This is a genomic window from Rhodococcus sp. 05-2254-2 (assembly GCF_002259095.1).
Taxonomy (GTDB): domain Bacteria; phylum Actinomycetota; class Actinomycetes; order Mycobacteriales; family Mycobacteriaceae; genus Rhodococcoides.
Genome location: NZ_NOZJ01000001.1, coordinates 213,456 through 230,370 on the forward strand (window position 1 = coordinate 213,456; position 16,915 = coordinate 230,370).

The window sequence follows — 16,915 nt, forward strand, 5'->3', positions numbered from 1 at the left end:
GAAATTATGCGACCGACCACCGACACACTCGGGAAAGTCTGCACAGAACCTGCCTGCATCGACGCAACACCGTCGATCGCGCTCGATACTGTGCACTTCTGCCCGCTGCTCCTGGATGAACCAGCCGTCACAGCCAGAATCGCATCAGGTAGTTGCCGTTGCCTGCGAAGAACTCGGGAACACCGGACAGCCCGAACAGGGTGTAGATCGCACCGAAGAACACGGAGTTGACTGCTGGCACGAACAGCAACGCGACGAGAACGAGGATTCCGTAGCCCTTGAACTGGTTCAGCGATGCACGGGTGGCGGGCGAGAGCGAGGGCTCGAGTGCGGCGTAGCCGTCGAGTCCGGGTACCGGAATCAGGTTCAGGATCGTGGCCATGATCTGCAGGAACGCCAGGAAGCTGAGCCCGTACCAGAAGGCCTGATGAGTGCCGTCGGTACCGAAACTGCGAATGACGATCAGGAGTGCCACGGCGACAACGGCATTGGCGAAGGGGCCGGCGAGGGCGATGCGCCGCTGCGTGGACGCCGAGAACTGGCCGGTCCGCAGGTACACGGCCCCGCCCGGAAGTCCGATTCCGCCGATCGCGATGAACACCACCGGCAGGACGATCGAGAGCAGCGGGTGAGTGTACTTCAGCGGGTTGAGCGTCAGATAGCCGCGGAGTTCGACCTCTCGGTCGCCGGCGCGGAATGCGGTGAATGCGTGACCGAATTCGTGCAGGCACACCGAGGCGATCCAGCCGGCCAATACCAGAACGAACACTCCGAGGCGCGCGGTGAACGACGTGACGTCCTCGGCCGTCCACGCGAGTGCGCCGCCCACTCCCGCGATTGCGAGAACGGCAACGAACACCGGGCTCGGCAGAACGGGACTGCGGTGCAGCGGAACGGTCATCGGACCAGTAGCCACTCTTCGTGGTGACGATAGAACGTAGACCGCTTCACCGTTCTGTCGCCGGCGATGCCGTCGCGCATCAGGTCTGCGGCGGGGGAGCCGAGCTGCATCGCCCGTCCGCTCACCCAGCGGCGAGGCAGAAATCGTCGACGGCTGATCACTCGCGCGCGCAGCCCCGGCAGTTCCGGGGTCGGTGCCACCTCGACGCCGGGTACGACTCCGGAGAACAACCGAGTGTCGTCGACGTACGCCTCGCCCTCGAGTTCCGCGCCGCCGGCACCGCCGAGGAGCGCCCGACCGACAACGGCCTTGCCTGCGTCGTCGCGAATGAGGGGTGTGCTCGACGCCTTGCCCGTCAGTGCCACCTTTGCGGCACGGGATCCGGTTCCGAGCTTGTAGATGTGGGCGGCGTCGGTTGCGGTCTCCGGTACGAACGCGACTTCGACGTGCAGACGATCGGTGCGCATCAATCGGGTCAGTACGGCTGCCAGGGACGCGTCGCTGCCCAGGACGATGATGCGGGGGGCCGGTGCGGATTCGATGTCGGAGAAGATCGCGCTGCAGTCGTCGTCTGTCGGTACTGCATCGGCGGTGCGCAGTGGGACGTCGGTCAGCGTGATCGGCAACGGCGGATTTCCGCAGTGCAGAACGAACGGTGTCACGGCGCTCCTAGATCTTCGTCGAACCCTCGAACGACCATAGTGCCCTCGTTTCGGCTCCACCGTAGCGGCATGCGGGCCAGCTCACCGCCTCGGCTAGACTGTTCCCCCGGCCACTGTCGCGCCTGCGGCAAATGGTGACGGCTGCGTTCGATCGAGCAGTATTTGCAGCGCGTCCTCGCACGAAAGCAACGTAGGAGAGCACATGCCGGCGATAGTCCTGATCGGCGCCCAGTGGGGCGACGAGGGCAAAGGCAAAGCCACCGACCTGTTCGGCGAACGCCTTCAGTGGGTCGTTCGCTACCAGGGCGGCAACAACGCCGGTCACACCGTCGTCCTTCCGAACGGCGACAAGTTCGCGTTGCACCTGATCCCGTCGGGAATTCTCACGCCCGGCGTGAAGAACGTCATCGGCAACGGCGTCGTCGTGGACCCGGGTGTGCTGCTCACCGAGCTCGAAGGCCTCGAGAAGCGTGACGTCGATACCACGAACCTGCTGCTCAGTGCCGATGCGCACCTGATCATGCCGTACCACGTCGCCATCGACAAGGTGACCGAACGCTTCCTCGGTGCCAAGAAGATCGGAACCACCGGCCGCGGTATCGGGCCCTGCTATCAGGACAAGATCGCTCGCGTCGGCGTCCGCGCAGCCGATGTGCTGGACGAGAAGATCCTGACCCAAAAGGTCGAGGCCGCACTGGAATTCAAGAACCAGGTGCTCTCGAAGATCTACAACCGGCGGGCGCTGGACTCACAGCAGGTGGTCGACGAGGTGCTCGAGCAGGCCGAGGGCTTCAAGCACCGCATCACCGACACCAGGTTGCAGCTGAACCTCGCACTCGAGCGCGGCGAGACCATCTTGCTCGAGGGGTCGCAGGGCACCCTGCTCGACGTCGACCACGGCACCTATCCTTACGTCACGTCCTCGAACCCGACTGCGGGCGGCGCATCGGTCGGTTCCGGCATCGGCCCCAACAAGATCGGGACCGTCCTCGGCATCCTGAAGGCGTACACGACGCGTGTCGGCTCGGGACCGTTCCCGACGGAGTTGTTCGACAATTACGGTGAGTACTTGGCCAAGCAGGGCGGCGAGGTGGGCGTCACCACCGGGCGTGCTCGACGCACCGGCTGGTTCGACGCCGTCATCGCGCGATACGCCACCCGCGTCAACGGCATCACCGATTACTTCCTGACCAAGCTCGACGTGCTCTCCAGCCTGGACACGGTGCCCATCTGTGTCGCGTACGACGTCGACGGCGTCCGGCACGACGAAATGCCGATGACGCAGACCGGTTTCCATCACGCCAAGCCGATCTACGAAGAGATGCCCGGTTGGTGGGAAGACATCTCCGGTGCCCGCACGTTCGAGGAACTGCCGATCAACGCACAGAACTACGTGCTGCGTCTCGAAGAGCTCTCGGGTGCGTACATGTCGTGCATCGGAGTCGGGCCGGGTCGCGACGAAACCATCGTTCGCCGCGACATTCTGCGGTAGGCAACCACTGCGAAATTCAGGCCCCGAGGCGTAATGCCTCGGGGCTTTTTCGTGCCCGGATGCGCCGTCGATTGTCGACTCCGCACATCGGGCAGAAACAGCGGAGCGGGTAGCAAAAATGAGGACGAAATCGTTTCGTCCGCTGTAATCGGACGCGCGACCTGGGGTGATCCGCCGCAAGGTGGCAGTTTTCGTAATTCGAGTAGCTTTACATGGCGAGATCATGTGTAAACCAAAAGTATGAAAAATGCGGCCGAACATTCCCTCGGACTTTTACCTTCACTTGGGTAACGGCCTAGGAGGTCGTTCCGAAACAATGGGCATCGCACCAGTTGCGGAGGCCTCTTCGGATGGCCGACCGACCCACATCCGGGTCACCTCCCCCTCCGGCCTCACGAACAGGGCCACCGAAGAAAGCGACAACGAATGAACAAGGCAACCAAAGGCGCCATAGCCGCGGGGGCGGCAGCTGTACTGCTGCTCGGCGGTTTGGGCTCCTATGCGCTGTGGCAGGACACCGAAACGGTGACCGGAGGCGAGATCAACTCCGGCGAACTCTATTTCGATCCGGTCGCAAATACTGCGAACTGGACAGAGACGACGTCCGGGACGGTAATCGGAACCGACCCCTCTGGCTTCCTCATCGTGCCGGGCGACGTGCTTGAATACACGACCGACTACAACGTCACCTGGGCTGGAAACAATCTTCTTGCAAGCATCACCGCCGACTTCGCCGACGTTACGGGTGATGCCGAGCTTGAAGCGGCTTTGGCCGGTGCAACGGTGTCAGTCAACGGTGGCCCGAACGTGCCGAACGGCGATCCGGTGAGCCTGCCGCTCGGGGCTACATCGCCAACTCTCATCACTGTCGCTGTCACGATCCCGTTCGATATCGATACCGGCGGACTCATCGCGCAAGATGAGAGCGTCAGCCTCGCTGACATCACCCTCACGCTCGACCAGGTTCGTCCCTGACCGGTAGCAGTGACGAACAAGCACGGTCGTTATTGGGCGCTCGCAGCCGCGTCCGTCGCGGTGGTGGTCTTCGGATCAGCACAGTCGACGGGCGCGCTGTGGCGTGACGAGCAGATCGTTGCAGGCGGGACCATCAACTCCGGCACCTTGGACATCAAGGTCGGCCCGAACGGAGCAGAAGTGAACGATTACGTTCTCACTGCACTCGGCGCGGCAGACCTCGGACCGAACGGTTTCTCGCAGGCACCGCTGTCGATTCGGAACTCCGGCAACGTACCGTTCAACTTTCGGCTGCAGGGAACGACCGCGACGGGAACGGTCCCCCTTGTCTTGACTGCGACAACTGTTGCGGCCGAGGAGAATTGCCCGGCCGCAGGTACGCCGACGGGTCCGACGACGCAGTTGTACACCGGAAATGCCAGTGGTGCGCAAGCTCCGGTGCCACCGGCAGCAAGACTGTTGGCCGCAGGTGCTCGCGAAGTGTGGTGCTTTCGGCTCGCCGTCGGTTCCACTCCACCGCAGAGCGCGTCGTCGACGGTGACGTTCTCGTTCAGGGCGGACCAGACGTGAATGCCGACGACGACACGGACGTGATCGAAACCGTCACGGACGTATCCGAGGAGAACCGGACCGGTGTCTGGTGGTGGGTGAGCCGGATCGCGTCGTACACGCTTCTGGCGGCGATGTTGTTCGTCCTCGGGGTGACCGTCGTCATTCCGAAAGTCACCGGTTCGACGCCGTACACGATTCTCACCAGCTCGATGAAGCCGACGTACCCACCGGGAAGCCTGGTGGTGGTCAAGCCCGCCGACGCAGCCGAGCTCGAGGTAGGCACGCCGATCACCTACCAAATCCGTTCGGGCGAGCCCGAAGTGGTGACTCACCGCATCGTGGCGACCCGGCAGAGCGGACGGGGTATCACCACCTATGTCACTCGCGGGGACAACAACGGATCCGACGACGAGAACCCGGTGCAGATCGGGCAGATTCGCGGAAAAGTCTGGTACTCGGTGCCGTACATGGGCTACGTCAACAATTGGCTCAACGGTGAACAGCGAAAGATCACAGTGACTGTCATCGTCATCGGCTTGGCCGGGTATGCACTGTTCATGTTCGTCGGGGCAGGTGTCGATCGCTACCGCAGCCGAAAGGAGGAGTCGGATTGAGGCACAGTACTTTTGTCGCCTGCACGGCCGTCTTCGCCGGCGTCGCAGTCGTGTTGTTCCTCGGTGCCGGATCCACCCGAGCGCAAACGATCAAGTACAGCGACGACGGGAGGGAGTGGGCGTCGACTCTTCGAAGTGCATTCTTCGACAACGATATTCGGTGGGTTCCCGGCGACTCGCGTGAATCGCAGTTCCACGTGTTCAACGACACCGATCGGGACGGACGTCTCTGGCTGACCTTCGACAGCGACAACCCGGCGTTCCTTCGAGCCCTGAGCGTCTCCATCGGCGGCGGCGAGTTGGCCGAATCGTGCGCGTGGATCGACCTCGAGGCCGGGGAGAAGAAGCGCGTCGACGCGGAGGTCTCGATGGCCGATTCAGCCGGAAGCGACACTCGAACCTCCATCGCACGAATCGATCTGATCGTGCAGTGGGACAACAGCAACAACGCCGAGTGCCCGGAATTCTCGGGCGCGCGGACGGATACGGAAGGGGCGCAGCCCTGATGTCGCGTCACAGTGGCACCGCCGGTGAAAGGTCGGTCCTCCGCCGAATGGGCTTTGCGCTCATCAGCGCGCGCGCCCGAGCCATCATGTCGATCGGTGTTGTCCTCGGCCTCGGTGCCGTGGGAACCCTTGCCGCATGGTCGGATACGGCGACCGCGACGTCGGGTGTGTTCACAACGGGTCGGCTGGACATCAAGGTCGGAAGTCCTGCCATCGACAACAACCCGCCGGCGTTCACCACGACGCTGGCCAATCCTGCGATCTGGCCGGGGGATACCGTCGCGGCCGGGCTTCTGGTGACCAACGACGTCGGTTCGGTCGCCAATTCCTACACCATTTCTGTTCTGGCCAGCAATGCCACTCTCGGTAATCTTCTCAACTCTTCGGTGCACTCCGGCCCGCCTGTGTCCGGCGTGTGTAGTGGAAGCCCGATCAGCACGGTGACGGGACTCGGAACATCGAAGGTCTTCCCCGGTCTCAATCGGTCACTGATTGCGCGGCCGACAGAGGCCGTTATCGCTGGGCAGACCGACCAATTGTGCATCAGCGTGACCATGCCGGCCGGGACAGCTCAGCCCAATCCCGTTGCCACCGGCACCATCACGTACACCATCACCGCGACTTCGACGTAGATCATGTCCGCTACCCACGCCGCCTCCGCTGACCGCACCCGATCTCGCCCGCGCCTGTTTCGCGAAATTGCTTTGACCGTCGGCGCTGTTGCCGGGCTCGTCTGTGTGCTGTTTGCGCTCGCGGCCGTGTTCTTCGGTATCACCCCCTTGGTCTTCCGTTCTGGGTCCATGGCCCCCGCCATCGACACCGGCGCTCTGGCGCTGAGCAAGACGACTCCGGTCGCGGACATCGAAGTCGGCGACATCGTCAAGGTCACCAACGCGTCGGGGGCGGGAATCACCCACCGCGTGGTCGAGATCGGGGCCGTCGGAACCGATAGCGCGCAGCTGTTCCTTCAGGGTGACGCGAACGCTGAGCCCGATGCCGAGAGTTACGTGGTGTCAGAGGCCGATCGCGTGTTCTTCAGCGTCGGGAAACTCGGTTACGCGGTCAGCTGGCTCAGCGGCCCGGTCGCAGTGTTCATCGGTGGCATCGCCGTCGGCGCACTTCTCATGACTGCGTTCGGTTTTCGTAGGCCCAGCGTGGAGTCCGATGCAGAGTCCACTGCGAAGCCCGACGACGATCGACTGCAGGAATCGCGCAGTGGGCGGCACAGTGCCCACGGACGTGGGCCGTCGACCCTCGGGGTGGTGCTCACGTTGGCGACCATCTCGGCCGTGGGTATCGGTGCCTCGAACACTCCGACAACCCTTGCTGCGGGACAAGATACGGCGACGGCCCTCAGCGGCACCATCACCACGGCGTTGCCTCTTCCGGTGCCACAATCGGTAGACTGCAACAATCGCAGCGGCCTGATAAATGTGATCGGTAATTACGTCACCATGTCGTGGGCGTCCGCCGGTACAGGTTTCACGTACAGGTGGACGATCACCAGGGTGACGCAGAACGGGCAAGCTGATCGGACCGAGAACGTGTCGGGCACTTCCGTCGACATTTCCAACGGGCTCTTGTTGGGCACGAGGACGGGAACGTGGCTCTTCACAGTGCAGACAGTGTCCGGCACCAGGCTGTCCGCGCCGAGTGCCGGCTTTACGTTGGACATGGCATCGACGACGTCTACGTTGAATCTCCTTCCCAGCGTTCGGTGCGGCTCCGCGGTAGCCGCCGGCATCTCTGCTCGCAGTGCCCCCTTGGCAGTAGAGCCCGAGACCACCGAACCCGCGCCGACGGTGACGTCTATCGTTCCGGAGTCGACACTCGCACCGGCCCCAACAACGACGGATCCGTCGCTCACCGAGGAGTCCCCGGCTCCGCCGCCGGTCGAAGTTCCGGCAACAACGACAACCGTCCCGCCGACAACGACAACAACGACCGTCCCACCGCCGACCACAACCACTCCGCCTGCTCCCGCGGTTCTGTCGGCCCCGGTGACCTCGCCGTCGGGTGCGTCGACTGCCCAGGTCGTCGACATCGACGGCGTTCCGACGTTGCAGATCGTCGACGCCATCGGAGCAGTCCAGTACAGCGCTCCCGCCACGTCCAGTGAGGCATACGGCTATGGCGTGAACTGGTCGGCGGGAGACCAGCTGTGGCTGCTCGGTCCCGATCAGTTGGTTCGTCTCGACAGCAGCGGCGGTTCGTGGTCTCGAACGGTGATAGATCCGACGGCGACGGATCTCGTTCCGGCCGATATTCTCGAGCTCCTGAACTAGCCCATTTCACATATATGTCTTATTCGTCAGGCGCCGCCGCTGTTCGACGTGGATAATTGTCGCCAGGTCGGGCGACGAAAGGTCGAGTAATGACTGAAAATTACAATGGGTTGGAAGTTTTCAGCTACCAATTCGATCGCTTCGCATACGAACATCCTTGGATCGGCGCTCAGGCCGGTGAATTCATGCTCGGCCCCGAGGGTGGGGGAATGCTCGAATTCACCCATGCGACCGTGTTCGCTCTCCCCGAAGGTGGCGCGCACGAAGTGCACGGCCCGATCCTCGACTGGTATCTCGGCCACGGGGGACCCTATGGCGCACTTGGCTATCCGATCAGCAACGAGCGTCCGACGCCTACCGGATCCGGTCGCTACAACTTGTTTCAGCGCGGAGCTATCGGGTGGTTGCCGGATGTAGGTGCATTCACCATCGGCGGTCGGAGCGAGGAATCCGATGTCAGTCCGGGACCGGAAGCCGTGTTGGTGTCCGCGGTCGATGAACCTATCCCGGCATTCGGCATTTCTGCCTGAAACCCGTTCTTGCTCCCTGTTTCGGGCGATTTATTCGGTCGAGTAGTTTCATCTGGTCCGGCAGCAATTCAGAACAATCTCGGCTCGTCGAATCCCGGTACACCCTCGATGCCGAGTATCTTTTGTTTGGTATTCGTACCACCCGGTGCCGAAAAGCCGCCGACTTCCGTACCGGCACCGAGCACTCGATGGCACGGGACGATGATCGGTACAGGGTTGCGTCCCAGTGCACCGCCTACGGCCTGCGCTGCGCCGGGGTGGCCGAGACGGCGGGCAATGTCGCCGTATGTGAGTGTCGCGCCCCGGGGAATCCCACTGCATACGGTGTACACCGCGGCGTCGAACTCGGAGACGTCCAGCACCAGCGGAATCGGGCTCATGTCGACAGTACGTCCATCGAGCAGGGCGACAATTCGCTCGATCGCGTCGGCCGCGAGAGCGTCGACGGGTCGTTCCGCTGCACCGAAGCCGGCCAGGTAGTCCAACATCGCCTCGTCCGATGGTTCGGGGAGGGCGACCGCGACCACTCCGTCGTCGGTCCAGGCGATGCCGCAACGGCCGATGGCGGTGTCGAAGAGCGTGCTGCTCGGCATCGGTCCAGTATTCACCTGACCTCAGTCGGCAGTCCAGTGAAAAGCTCAATGGACTTGAAAGTCGAAGACCAGTGGGCGAATACTGGTGGGCATGGCTTCAAGAGTCCTCAATGCAGCGTCACTGGCCCGTGATCTCGGCAGCTGGCGCGGCGACGCGTCCTCGGACGGATCCGGCAGGCGCAAGGCGTCGCGTCCGACGTATCGGGCGTTGGCCGACGGCGTTCGACTTCTCATTCACGACGGTCGCATTCCGCTCGGTGTCGGTCTGCCCAGTGAGCGTGATCTGTCGGCGGCTCTCGATCTCAGTCGTACCACCATCACGTCCTCGTATTCGGTCCTGCGCGACGAGGGCTATCTGATCAGCAGGCAGGGATCACGAAGTACCGTCGCCCTGCCCGCAGCGCCCACCCCCAATGGATTGCTGATCCAGTCGACGACGCCGTCGGGTCCGGTGGTGGACATGTCTCACGCGGCGATGGCAGCGGCGGACGGCACCATGACCGCGGCGTACGAGTCTGCGCTACAGGCACTTCCGACGTATCTGCCGACGCACGGCATGGAACCCATCGGTCTGGCGGTGCTGCGGGAGGCCATCGCGCAACGCTTCGTCGAGCGTGGCCTGCCGACGACGGCCGATCAGATCATGGTGACTTCCGGTGCGCAGCAGGCAGTCCGGCTGTTGCTGGGCACGTTGACCTCGCCCGGTGATCGAGTGCTGATCGACCATCCGACCTATCCCAACGCGCTCGAAGCCATCAGGCGAGTCGGTGCCCGTCCCGTGCCGGTGCCGGTGCGTCCGGCCGACGGCGACTGGGATCTCGACGGGATCCGCAGTGCCGCACGGCAAACTGCCGCCAAGGTGGCGTATCTCATTCCGGACTTCCACAACCCGACCGGCCAGGTGCTGGGTGCCGAGGGCCGAGCGGAGCTCGCCCGCATCACCCGTGACACGCGCATGACGCTCATCGTCGACGAGACCATGGTGGACCTGTGGCTCGACGCCCCACCACCCCCACCGGTCGCGTCGTTCGGGCGGGTCTCGGGGTCCGATATCGTCACGATCGGATCGGCATCCAAGTCGTTCTGGGGTGGTCTGCGCATCGGATGGATCAGGGCGCATCCGTCGCTCGTCTCGCAGCTGGCGGGCTCGCGGGCAGCACACGACCTCGGCACGTCGATCATGGATCAGTTGGCGTCCTCGTTCCTGCTGCAGGACGCGGAACCGGCGCTCGAGCTCCGTCGGTCGCAGCTGCGTGAGCGTCGAGATGTGCTCGAAGATGCTCTGGCCGAACATCTTCCGGACTGGCGCTACCGCCGCTCCGAGGGCGGCATGTCGCTGTGGTTGCAGCTGCCTGCACCGGTGTCGAGTGCGCTCGCTGCCACCGCTCCCGCCTTCGGCGCAGTGCTGGCCGCGGGACCGAGGTTCGGCGTCGAGGGTGCCTTCGAGCGCTACCTCAGGCTGCCGTACACCCGTGAGCCGCAAGAGCTTCGGGCCGCGGTGATGGCGACGGCGGCGGCGTATCGAGCACTGGCCCCGAGCGCCGAATCGGAACAACCGGCGCTGGTCTTCTGACCGCGAACTCGAAGTTACGGACGGAAATCAGCCGAAATCCGTCCACAACTTCGAGTTCGACGCGCAATCAGCTCCAGACCGAGCCGATGTCGGTTGCGGTGGAGGGCGGTGGCGTCGGGACTCCGTTTTCGGTGCGGGAGAACCGCGGTGCCGGACGGTGCTGGGTGACGCCGCCGATGTCGATGAGCGAGTCGCGATCCTTCATGTGCGGGTGATTCGGTGCCTCGGCGAAGGTGAGGACCGGTGACACACAGGCGTCGGTGCCGTCGAAGATCGCGGCCCACTCGTCGCGGGTCTTGGACAGGAACGTCGCGGTGAACTTCTCGCGCAGCTCGGGCCATCGCGACTTGTCCATCTGCGGCGGCAGGTCCGCATCGGCGAGGCCCAATCCGGTGAGCAACTGAGCGTAGAACTGTGGCTCGAGCGAGCCGACTGCCATGTACTGGCCGTCGGAGGTCTCGTAGGTGTCGTAGAACGGCGCGCCGGTGTCGAGCAGGTTGGTGCCACGGTCGTCGCTCCAGGCTCCGACGCCACGCCACGACCAGATCATGTGCGAGAGTGCCGCGGTGCCGTCGACCATCGCTGCGTCGACCACCTGGCCCTGCCCGGAGCTCTGGCGCTCGTAGAGCGCCGCCATGATGCCGAAGACGAGAAACATCGAGCCGCCGCCGAAGTCGCCGACCATGTTCAGTGGCGGCACGGGCCGCTCGCCCTCGCGGCCGATCGCGTTGAGCACACCGGTGACGGAGATGTAGTTGATGTCGTGGCCGGCGGTCTGCGACCAGGGGCCTTCCTGACCCCAGCCGGTCATCCGGCCGTAGACCAGACGCGGGTTGCGGGCCAGGGCGTCGTGGGGTCCGAGGCCGAGGCGTTCGGTGACGCCGGGGCGGAACCCTTCGATCAGTACGTCTGCGCGCTCGATCAGGCCGAGGACCTTCTCGATGTCGGCGGGATCCTTGAGGTTCGCCTCGACGATGGTGCGGCTGCGCAGCTGATGGTCGTCCGGGGACACCTGGCCTGCGCGTTGGACGCGTACGACGTCTGCGCCGAGGTCGGCCAGCAGCAGCGCGGCGTGCGGGCCGGGCCCGATGCCCGCGAGTTCGACGACGCGGAGCCCTGTCAGCGGTCCACCAGTGTTCGACACGTTGTTGCCTCGTTCCGACTCGTCAGCTGCGAATGTGAATGGAGACTAACTTGTACTAGGTCGTCCAACTGATCGGGGTGTGGATAATAGGGCTGTGACTGCCCCAGATCCCGTCCGCATCGGTACTCCGCTCACTCCCGGGGCCACCCGGGTGATGTTGCTCGGCTCTGGTGAGCTGGGCAAAGAGGTGATCATCGCGTTCCAGCGCCTCGGCGTCGAGGTGATTGCCGTCGATCGCTACGACAACGCCCCTGGTCACCAGGTTGCCCATCACGCGTTCACCATCGACATGAGCAACCCCGAAGAACTACTGGCGCTGATCGATTCGCAGCAGCCGGACTTCGTGGTGCCGGAGATCGAGGCCATCGCCACCGATGCCCTGGCCGAGGTGGAAGCGCGGGGCCGGACGGTGGTGATCCCGACGGCTCGCGCGACTCAGCTGACCATGAATCGTGAGGGCATCAGACGTCTCGCGGCCGAGGAGCTCGGGCTGCCGACGTCCCCCTATGCGTTCGCCGATTCACTGGAAGACGTGCGAGAAGCGCTGTCCACCATCGGTTTTCCCGCGGTCATCAAGCCCGTCATGTCGTCTTCTGGCAAGGGGCAGTCCGTCGTTCGCAGCGAGGCCGATGTCGAGGCGGCGTGGGAGTACGCGCTGAAGGGCGGCCGCGTCGACCTCGGTCGTGTCATCGTCGAGGGATTCGTCGATTTCGACTACGAGATAACGCTTCTCACCGTCCGAGCAGCGAACGGAACCTCGTTCTGCGAGCCGATCGGGCACCTGCAGGAATCCGGCGACTACATCGAATCCTGGCAACCCCAGCCGATGTCCGACGCGGCCCTCAACGGTGCGCGCGATGTTGCCGAGCGGATCACGACGGCCCTGGGTGGGCGCGGGTTGTTCGGCGTCGAACTGTTCGTGCAGGGCGACAACGTGTATTTCTCCGAGGTCAGTCCGCGGCCACACGATACGGGCCTGGTAACGCTGCGGACGCAACGGTTCTCGGAGTTCGAGCTGCATGCCCGGGCAGTTCTGGGTCTGCCGATCGACACGACGCTGCTCTCGCCCGGTGCGTCTGCGGTCATCTACGGCGGCGTCGATGCGGAGGGCATTCACTTCGACGGCGTCGCCGACGCGTTGGCGGTTCCCGAGACCGACCTTCGTCTGTTCGGCAAGCCGACGAGCTTCGTCCGGCGTCGGATGGGAGTGGCGGTGTCGACGGCGTCGGATATCGACACCGCACGGAGCCGGGCACGCCAGGCAGCGGGCAAGGTTCGTCCCGTCGTCTGACCCGACACAGGGCACACTGAGCTCATGAGCGCGCTCGGAGAAGTCCTAGTCGGCCTGGTGATTCTGGTCGGCCTCGTCGGTATCGTCGTCCCGATTCTGCCGGGCACCATCCTGATCTTCGGGGCCGTCGCAGTGTGGGCGTGGGTCACCGGCGGAGCCGCAGCGTGGACAGTTTTCGCGATCGCGACGGTGCTGCTGGTGATCAGCGGCGTCGTGAAATACACCTGGCCCGGGCGGCGCATGCGGGAGGCGGGTGTGCCGACGCGATCGCTGATGATCGGCGGACTGCTCGGCATCGTCGGATTCTTCGTCATCCCCGTCCTCGGCCTGTTCATCGGCTTCATCGCCGGCGTCTACGTGGCGGAAGTGCCCAGGCATCGAAACCATTCCGAGGCATGGAGATCCACCGTGCACGCCACCAAGGCCGCTGGTCTGTCCATTCTGGTGGAACTGTTCGGTGCCCTGCTCGCCTCGGCGGTGTGGCTCGGCGGAGCGCTACTCGTCTAAGGGACGCGATACCAAGCCCGGGCGTTGCCGTCGAGCACCGCCGGGAGATCGCCGCCGACGGCGTGAGAAATGATGTCGATGTCGTTCGCCGAGAACGGGCGTGGGGCGCGGGTGCCCGGTAGATCGGTGCCGAACATCAACGCCGCGGGATTGACCCGGTGAATCTGCTGCAGGGTGTCGGCGATATCGAGATCGACCCGGCCGAATCCCGTTGCTTTGACGCGTACTCCGCGGTCGACGAGATCGAGCAGGTACGGCAGACCCTGTGTCGAGAGTCCCAGGTGATCGATGCTCACCGCCGGCAGTTTCGCGAGGACGGGTTCGAGCGAGAGCAGTAGGGACGCATCGACGTACAGCTCCGCGTGCCACCCCACCAGATCGTGGACACGACGCGCCTGAACGGTGAGCATCTGCAGATCCGTCTCGCCGCGTTTGAGATTGAACCGCATTCCCCGCACGCCCGCGTCGTTCAGTGCGACGATGTCCTCGTCGGAACATTCCGGATCGATCTGCGTGACGCCGACCCAGCCGCGTCCCAGAGTCTCCAACGCAGCGAGAAGGAAGCTCTGATCGGTGCCCTGGAACGACCCCGTGACCACTGCGCCGCCGGTGATACCGAGCCCGTCGACGTCGTAGAGGTAGTTCGAGACGGTGTACGGATCGGGCAGGAAACCGTGGTTCTCGATGAGCGGAAACTTCGGGTCGATGATGTGTAGGTGGGCGTCGAACACGGCCCCCAGCATGCCAGCTCACCCATTCGGCGTCGCGGCCACCGTTCGCGGTGTTTGAATTCGAAACATGAAACCGGAGACCACTGTCGTTCTCGACGGATACACCTATTTCGAATGTCCACGCTGGCACGAGGGGAGGATCTGGGTATCGGACTTCTACTCCTATCGCGTCGTGTCCGCCCTCGAGGACGGCTCCGACGTACGAGTCGAAGCCGAAGTACCCAATCAGCCGTCGGGCCTGGGATGGTTGCCCGACGGGCGGCTGCTCATCGTGTCGATGCGCGACTACAAGCTGCTGCTGCGTGAGCACGACGGCTCACTGACCGTGCACGCCGATCTGTCGACGTACGTGACGGCGAACCTCAACGACATGCTCGTCGACGCGCAGGGCCGTGCGTACATCGGTAACTTCGGGTTCGATCTGATGAACTTCGCGCCCGTAGAGACGGCCGATCTGATTCGCGTCGACCCGGACGGTTCCGCGCACGTGGTGGCGTCGGATCTGTACTTCCCCAACGGGATGGCGTTCACGGCGTCGGGCGAACTGCTCGTCGACGAGACGGTCGGCAACAGGGTCAGTGCCTTCGACATCGCCGAGGACGGGTCGCTGGGGGAGCGTCGCGATTGGGCGAAATTCGGTGAGCTGCCGTCGTCGACGGACATGGCCACCGCCATGGGCGAGGTGAAGGTGGCGGCCGACGGTTGCTGCATCGACACCGACGGCACCATGTGGATCGCCGACGCGCTGGGGCAGCGAGTGCTGCACGTGGCACCGGGCGGAGAGATTCTTCAGCAGCTCGATTTCGATCTCGGGGTCTTCGCCTGCGGACTCGGCGGATCCGACGGTCGCACGCTGTTCGTCTGCGCTGCACCGGATTTCAACGAGCATCAGCGCAAGATCGAGACCGAGGGAAAGCTGCTGGCAGTGCGGGTATAGAGCGCTCCGCGCATGTGAGTGGAACTTCGTAGCAGGGGTCGAAGTTCCGCTCACATGCGGCGCAGCCGCTCTAGGCCTTGTCGGGCTCGGATGCCTTCAGCATGTCCTCACGCTCGACGACCTTGACGCGCTCGCGGCCTTCTTCTTCGCCGAGTGAGCGTTCGTGGGCGTCGAGGCGGTACCAGCCGTCCCAGGTGGTGAAGGGGACCTGCTTGCCTTCGAGGAACGAGGTGACCGCGTCCAGATCGGGCTCGGTCGCACCGACGAAGTTCGGCGCATCCTCGAGCAGGTTCGCGACGGTTTCGTTGGCGTCGCCCTTGGTGTGACCGATGAGGCCGACGGGTCCGCGCTTGATCCAGCCGGTGACGTACGTGGCGGGAACCGGTGTGGTGGACGACGGGGACTCGACGACGCGTCCGGCCTCGTTGGGGATGGTGCCTGCCTGCTCGTCGAAGGGGAGCTGGCTGATGTTCTGGCTGAGGTAGCCGACGGCGCGGTAGACGGCCTGAACGTCCCAGTCGTTGTACTTGCCGGTGCCCTTGACGTTGCCGGTGCCGTCGAGTTCGGTGCGCTCGGTGCGTAGGCCGACGACCTTGCCGTTGTCTCCGAGAACCTCGTGGGGGGACTCGAAGAAGTGCAGGAACAGCTTGTGCGGGCGCTTGCCGACGTCGCGGATCGCCCAGTCCTGCAGGGTGTTGGCGACCATGTCGATCTGCTTGGAGCTGCGGCGGGCCTGCTCGGAGCCCTCGTCGTAGTCGATGTCCTCGGGGGAGACGATGACCTCGATGTTGGGGGAGTGGTCGAGCTCGCGGAGTTCGAGCGGGGTGAACTTGGCCTGAGCCGGTCCACGACGGCCGAAGACGTGTACTTCGATGGCCTTGTTGGCCTTGAGGCCCTCGTAGACGTTGGCGGGGATCTCGGTGGGGAGCAGTTCGTCACCGGTCTTGGCGAGGACGCGTGCGACGTCGAGAGCGACGTTTCCGACGCCCAGGACGGCGACCTTCTCGGCGTCGAGGGGCCAGGTGCGCGGCACGTCCGGGTGGCCGTCGTACCAGGAGACGAAGTCGGCGGCGCCGTAGCTGCCGTCGAGGTCGATGCCGGGGATGTTGAGTGCGCGGTCGGCGTTGGCTCCGGTGGAGAAGATGACGGCGTCGTAGAAGCGACGCAGGTCGTCCAACGTGATGTCGGTGCCGTAGTCGATGTTGCCGAGCAGGCGTACCTGAGGCTTGTCGAGCACCTTGTGCAGGGCGGTGATGATGCCCTTGATGCGTGGGTGGTCGGGGGCGACGCCGTAGCGGATGAGCCCGAACGGCGCGGGCATGCGCTCGAAGAGGTCGATGCTGACGCCCGGTCCGCTGACATTGTGGTCGGACTTCATGAGCGCGTCGGCGGCGTAGATGCCTGCCGGTCCGGCACCGACGATGGCGACGCGGAGTGGACGAGTCTGATCAGTCATGTGCAGCGAGCTACCTTCTTCGAGGGAAGTGCGGACACCCCAGCATAAATTAAGGACAACCTGAGCTGGGGCAGTGGGCAACTTGCCGGATTTCCCGGTTTCCGGTAGGAATTGCTCTGTGGAGACGACATACCTGGTCCGACGGTTCACCGTCGACTTCTGTCGT

Annotated in this window: 18 protein-coding genes; 12 read left to right on the plus strand and 6 right to left on the minus strand. The window is 64.2% G+C overall.

Features of this window, described 5'->3' with window-relative positions:
- Positions 1-127 precede the first annotated feature (127 nt).
- Both CH283_RS01065 and CH283_RS01070 read right to left on the minus strand, forming a co-directional pair.
- Complete coding sequence (locus CH283_RS01065) at positions 128-901, minus strand: site-2 protease family protein (protein ID WP_094640958.1); 774 nt, start codon at positions 899-901, stop codon at positions 128-130.
- Entirely contained in the window at positions 898-1,563 is a 666-nt protein-coding gene (locus tag CH283_RS01070) for a hypothetical protein (protein WP_068053919.1), read from the minus strand. The genes CH283_RS01065 and CH283_RS01070 overlap by 4 nt, the downstream gene beginning before the upstream one ends.
- 202 nt (positions 1,564-1,765) lie before the next feature.
- Between CH283_RS01070 and CH283_RS01075 the strand changes: the two genes are divergently transcribed.
- The 8 genes from CH283_RS01075 (at position 1,766) to CH283_RS01110 (ending at position 8,517) form a co-directional block, all read left to right on the plus strand.
- Positions 1,766-3,055: an adenylosuccinate synthase gene (locus CH283_RS01075; protein ID WP_094640959.1), complete on the plus strand. Its 1,290-nt coding sequence runs from the start codon at positions 1,766-1,768 to the stop codon at positions 3,053-3,055.
- 426 nt (positions 3,056-3,481) lie between these two features.
- Positions 3,482-4,030, plus strand: coding sequence for an alternate-type signal peptide domain-containing protein (locus tag CH283_RS01080; protein ID WP_094640960.1), 549 nt, complete (start codon positions 3,482-3,484; stop codon positions 4,028-4,030).
- 9 nt (positions 4,031-4,039) lie between these two features.
- The gene (locus CH283_RS01085; RefSeq protein WP_094640961.1) at positions 4,040-4,600 is read left to right on the plus strand and encodes a hypothetical protein; all 561 of its coding nucleotides are present in this window, start codon (positions 4,040-4,042) and stop codon (positions 4,598-4,600) included.
- Positions 4,597-5,196 (plus strand): signal peptidase I, encoded by a 600-nt coding sequence (locus CH283_RS01090; RefSeq protein WP_094640962.1) that lies wholly within the window; start codon positions 4,597-4,599, stop codon positions 5,194-5,196. Before CH283_RS01085 ends, CH283_RS01090 begins: the two co-directional genes overlap by 4 nt.
- Positions 5,193-5,702 carry a hypothetical protein gene (locus tag CH283_RS01095; protein WP_094640963.1) on the plus strand — a complete coding sequence of 170 codons (510 nt, stop codon included), beginning with the start codon at positions 5,193-5,195 and terminating at the stop codon, positions 5,700-5,702. The genes CH283_RS01090 and CH283_RS01095 overlap by 4 nt, the downstream gene beginning before the upstream one ends.
- Positions 5,702-6,334: a SipW-dependent-type signal peptide-containing protein gene (locus CH283_RS01100; RefSeq protein WP_094640964.1), complete on the plus strand. Its 633-nt coding sequence runs from the start codon at positions 5,702-5,704 to the stop codon at positions 6,332-6,334. The genes CH283_RS01095 and CH283_RS01100 overlap by 1 nt, the downstream gene beginning before the upstream one ends.
- Before the next feature lie 3 nt (positions 6,335-6,337).
- Complete coding sequence (locus CH283_RS01105) at positions 6,338-7,987, plus strand: hypothetical protein (RefSeq protein WP_094640965.1); 1,650 nt, start codon at positions 6,338-6,340, stop codon at positions 7,985-7,987.
- Between the two features lie 89 nt (positions 7,988-8,076).
- The gene (locus tag CH283_RS01110; protein WP_094640966.1) at positions 8,077-8,517 is read left to right on the plus strand and encodes an LGFP repeat-containing protein; all 441 of its coding nucleotides are present in this window, start codon (positions 8,077-8,079) and stop codon (positions 8,515-8,517) included.
- Between the two features lie 68 nt (positions 8,518-8,585).
- Here CH283_RS01110 and CH283_RS01115 read toward each other — a convergent pair whose 3' ends face one another.
- Positions 8,586-9,110, minus strand: coding sequence for a methylated-DNA--[protein]-cysteine S-methyltransferase (locus CH283_RS01115; protein WP_094640967.1), 525 nt, complete (start codon positions 9,108-9,110; stop codon positions 8,586-8,588).
- A gap of 91 nt (positions 9,111-9,201) precedes the next feature.
- Here CH283_RS01115 and yczR point away from each other — a divergent pair, with 91 nt between their 5' ends.
- On the plus strand, positions 9,202-10,683 hold the full coding sequence (gene yczR, locus CH283_RS01120) for a MocR-like transcription factor YczR (RefSeq protein WP_068053970.1): 1,482 nt from the start codon (positions 9,202-9,204) through the stop codon (positions 10,681-10,683).
- A gap of 67 nt (positions 10,684-10,750) precedes the next feature.
- Here the strand turns inward: yczR and CH283_RS01125 are convergent, their stop codons facing one another.
- Entirely contained in the window at positions 10,751-11,827 is a 1,077-nt protein-coding gene (locus CH283_RS01125; protein ID WP_094640968.1) for a CaiB/BaiF CoA transferase family protein, read from the minus strand.
- A 94-nt stretch (positions 11,828-11,921) separates the two neighbouring features.
- Here CH283_RS01125 and purT point away from each other — a divergent pair, with 94 nt between their 5' ends.
- Both purT and CH283_RS01135 read left to right on the plus strand, forming a co-directional pair.
- Entirely contained in the window at positions 11,922-13,118 is a 1,197-nt protein-coding gene (gene purT, locus CH283_RS01130; RefSeq protein WP_094640969.1) for a formate-dependent phosphoribosylglycinamide formyltransferase, read from the plus strand.
- 24 nt (positions 13,119-13,142) lie between these two features.
- Entirely contained in the window at positions 13,143-13,625 is a 483-nt protein-coding gene (locus CH283_RS01135; protein ID WP_094640970.1) for a DUF456 domain-containing protein, read from the plus strand.
- Here CH283_RS01135 and CH283_RS01140 read toward each other — a convergent pair.
- Positions 13,622-14,368, minus strand: a complete 747-nt coding sequence (locus CH283_RS01140; RefSeq protein WP_068053980.1) for an amidohydrolase family protein — start codon at positions 14,366-14,368, stop codon at positions 13,622-13,624. The two genes, CH283_RS01135 and CH283_RS01140, sit on opposite strands and share 4 nt — an antisense overlap.
- A 55-nt stretch (positions 14,369-14,423) precedes the next feature.
- Between CH283_RS01140 and CH283_RS01145 the strand changes: the two genes are divergently transcribed.
- A complete protein-coding gene (locus CH283_RS01145) occupies positions 14,424-15,293 on the plus strand; it encodes an SMP-30/gluconolactonase/LRE family protein (protein ID WP_176460419.1) in 870 nt (289 codons plus the stop codon).
- A 70-nt stretch (positions 15,294-15,363) separates the two neighbouring features.
- Here CH283_RS01145 and CH283_RS01150 read toward each other — a convergent pair whose 3' ends face one another.
- Complete coding sequence (locus CH283_RS01150; protein WP_094640972.1) at positions 15,364-16,749, minus strand: FAD-dependent oxidoreductase; 1,386 nt, start codon at positions 16,747-16,749, stop codon at positions 15,364-15,366.
- Between the last annotated feature and the right edge of the window lie 166 nt (positions 16,750-16,915).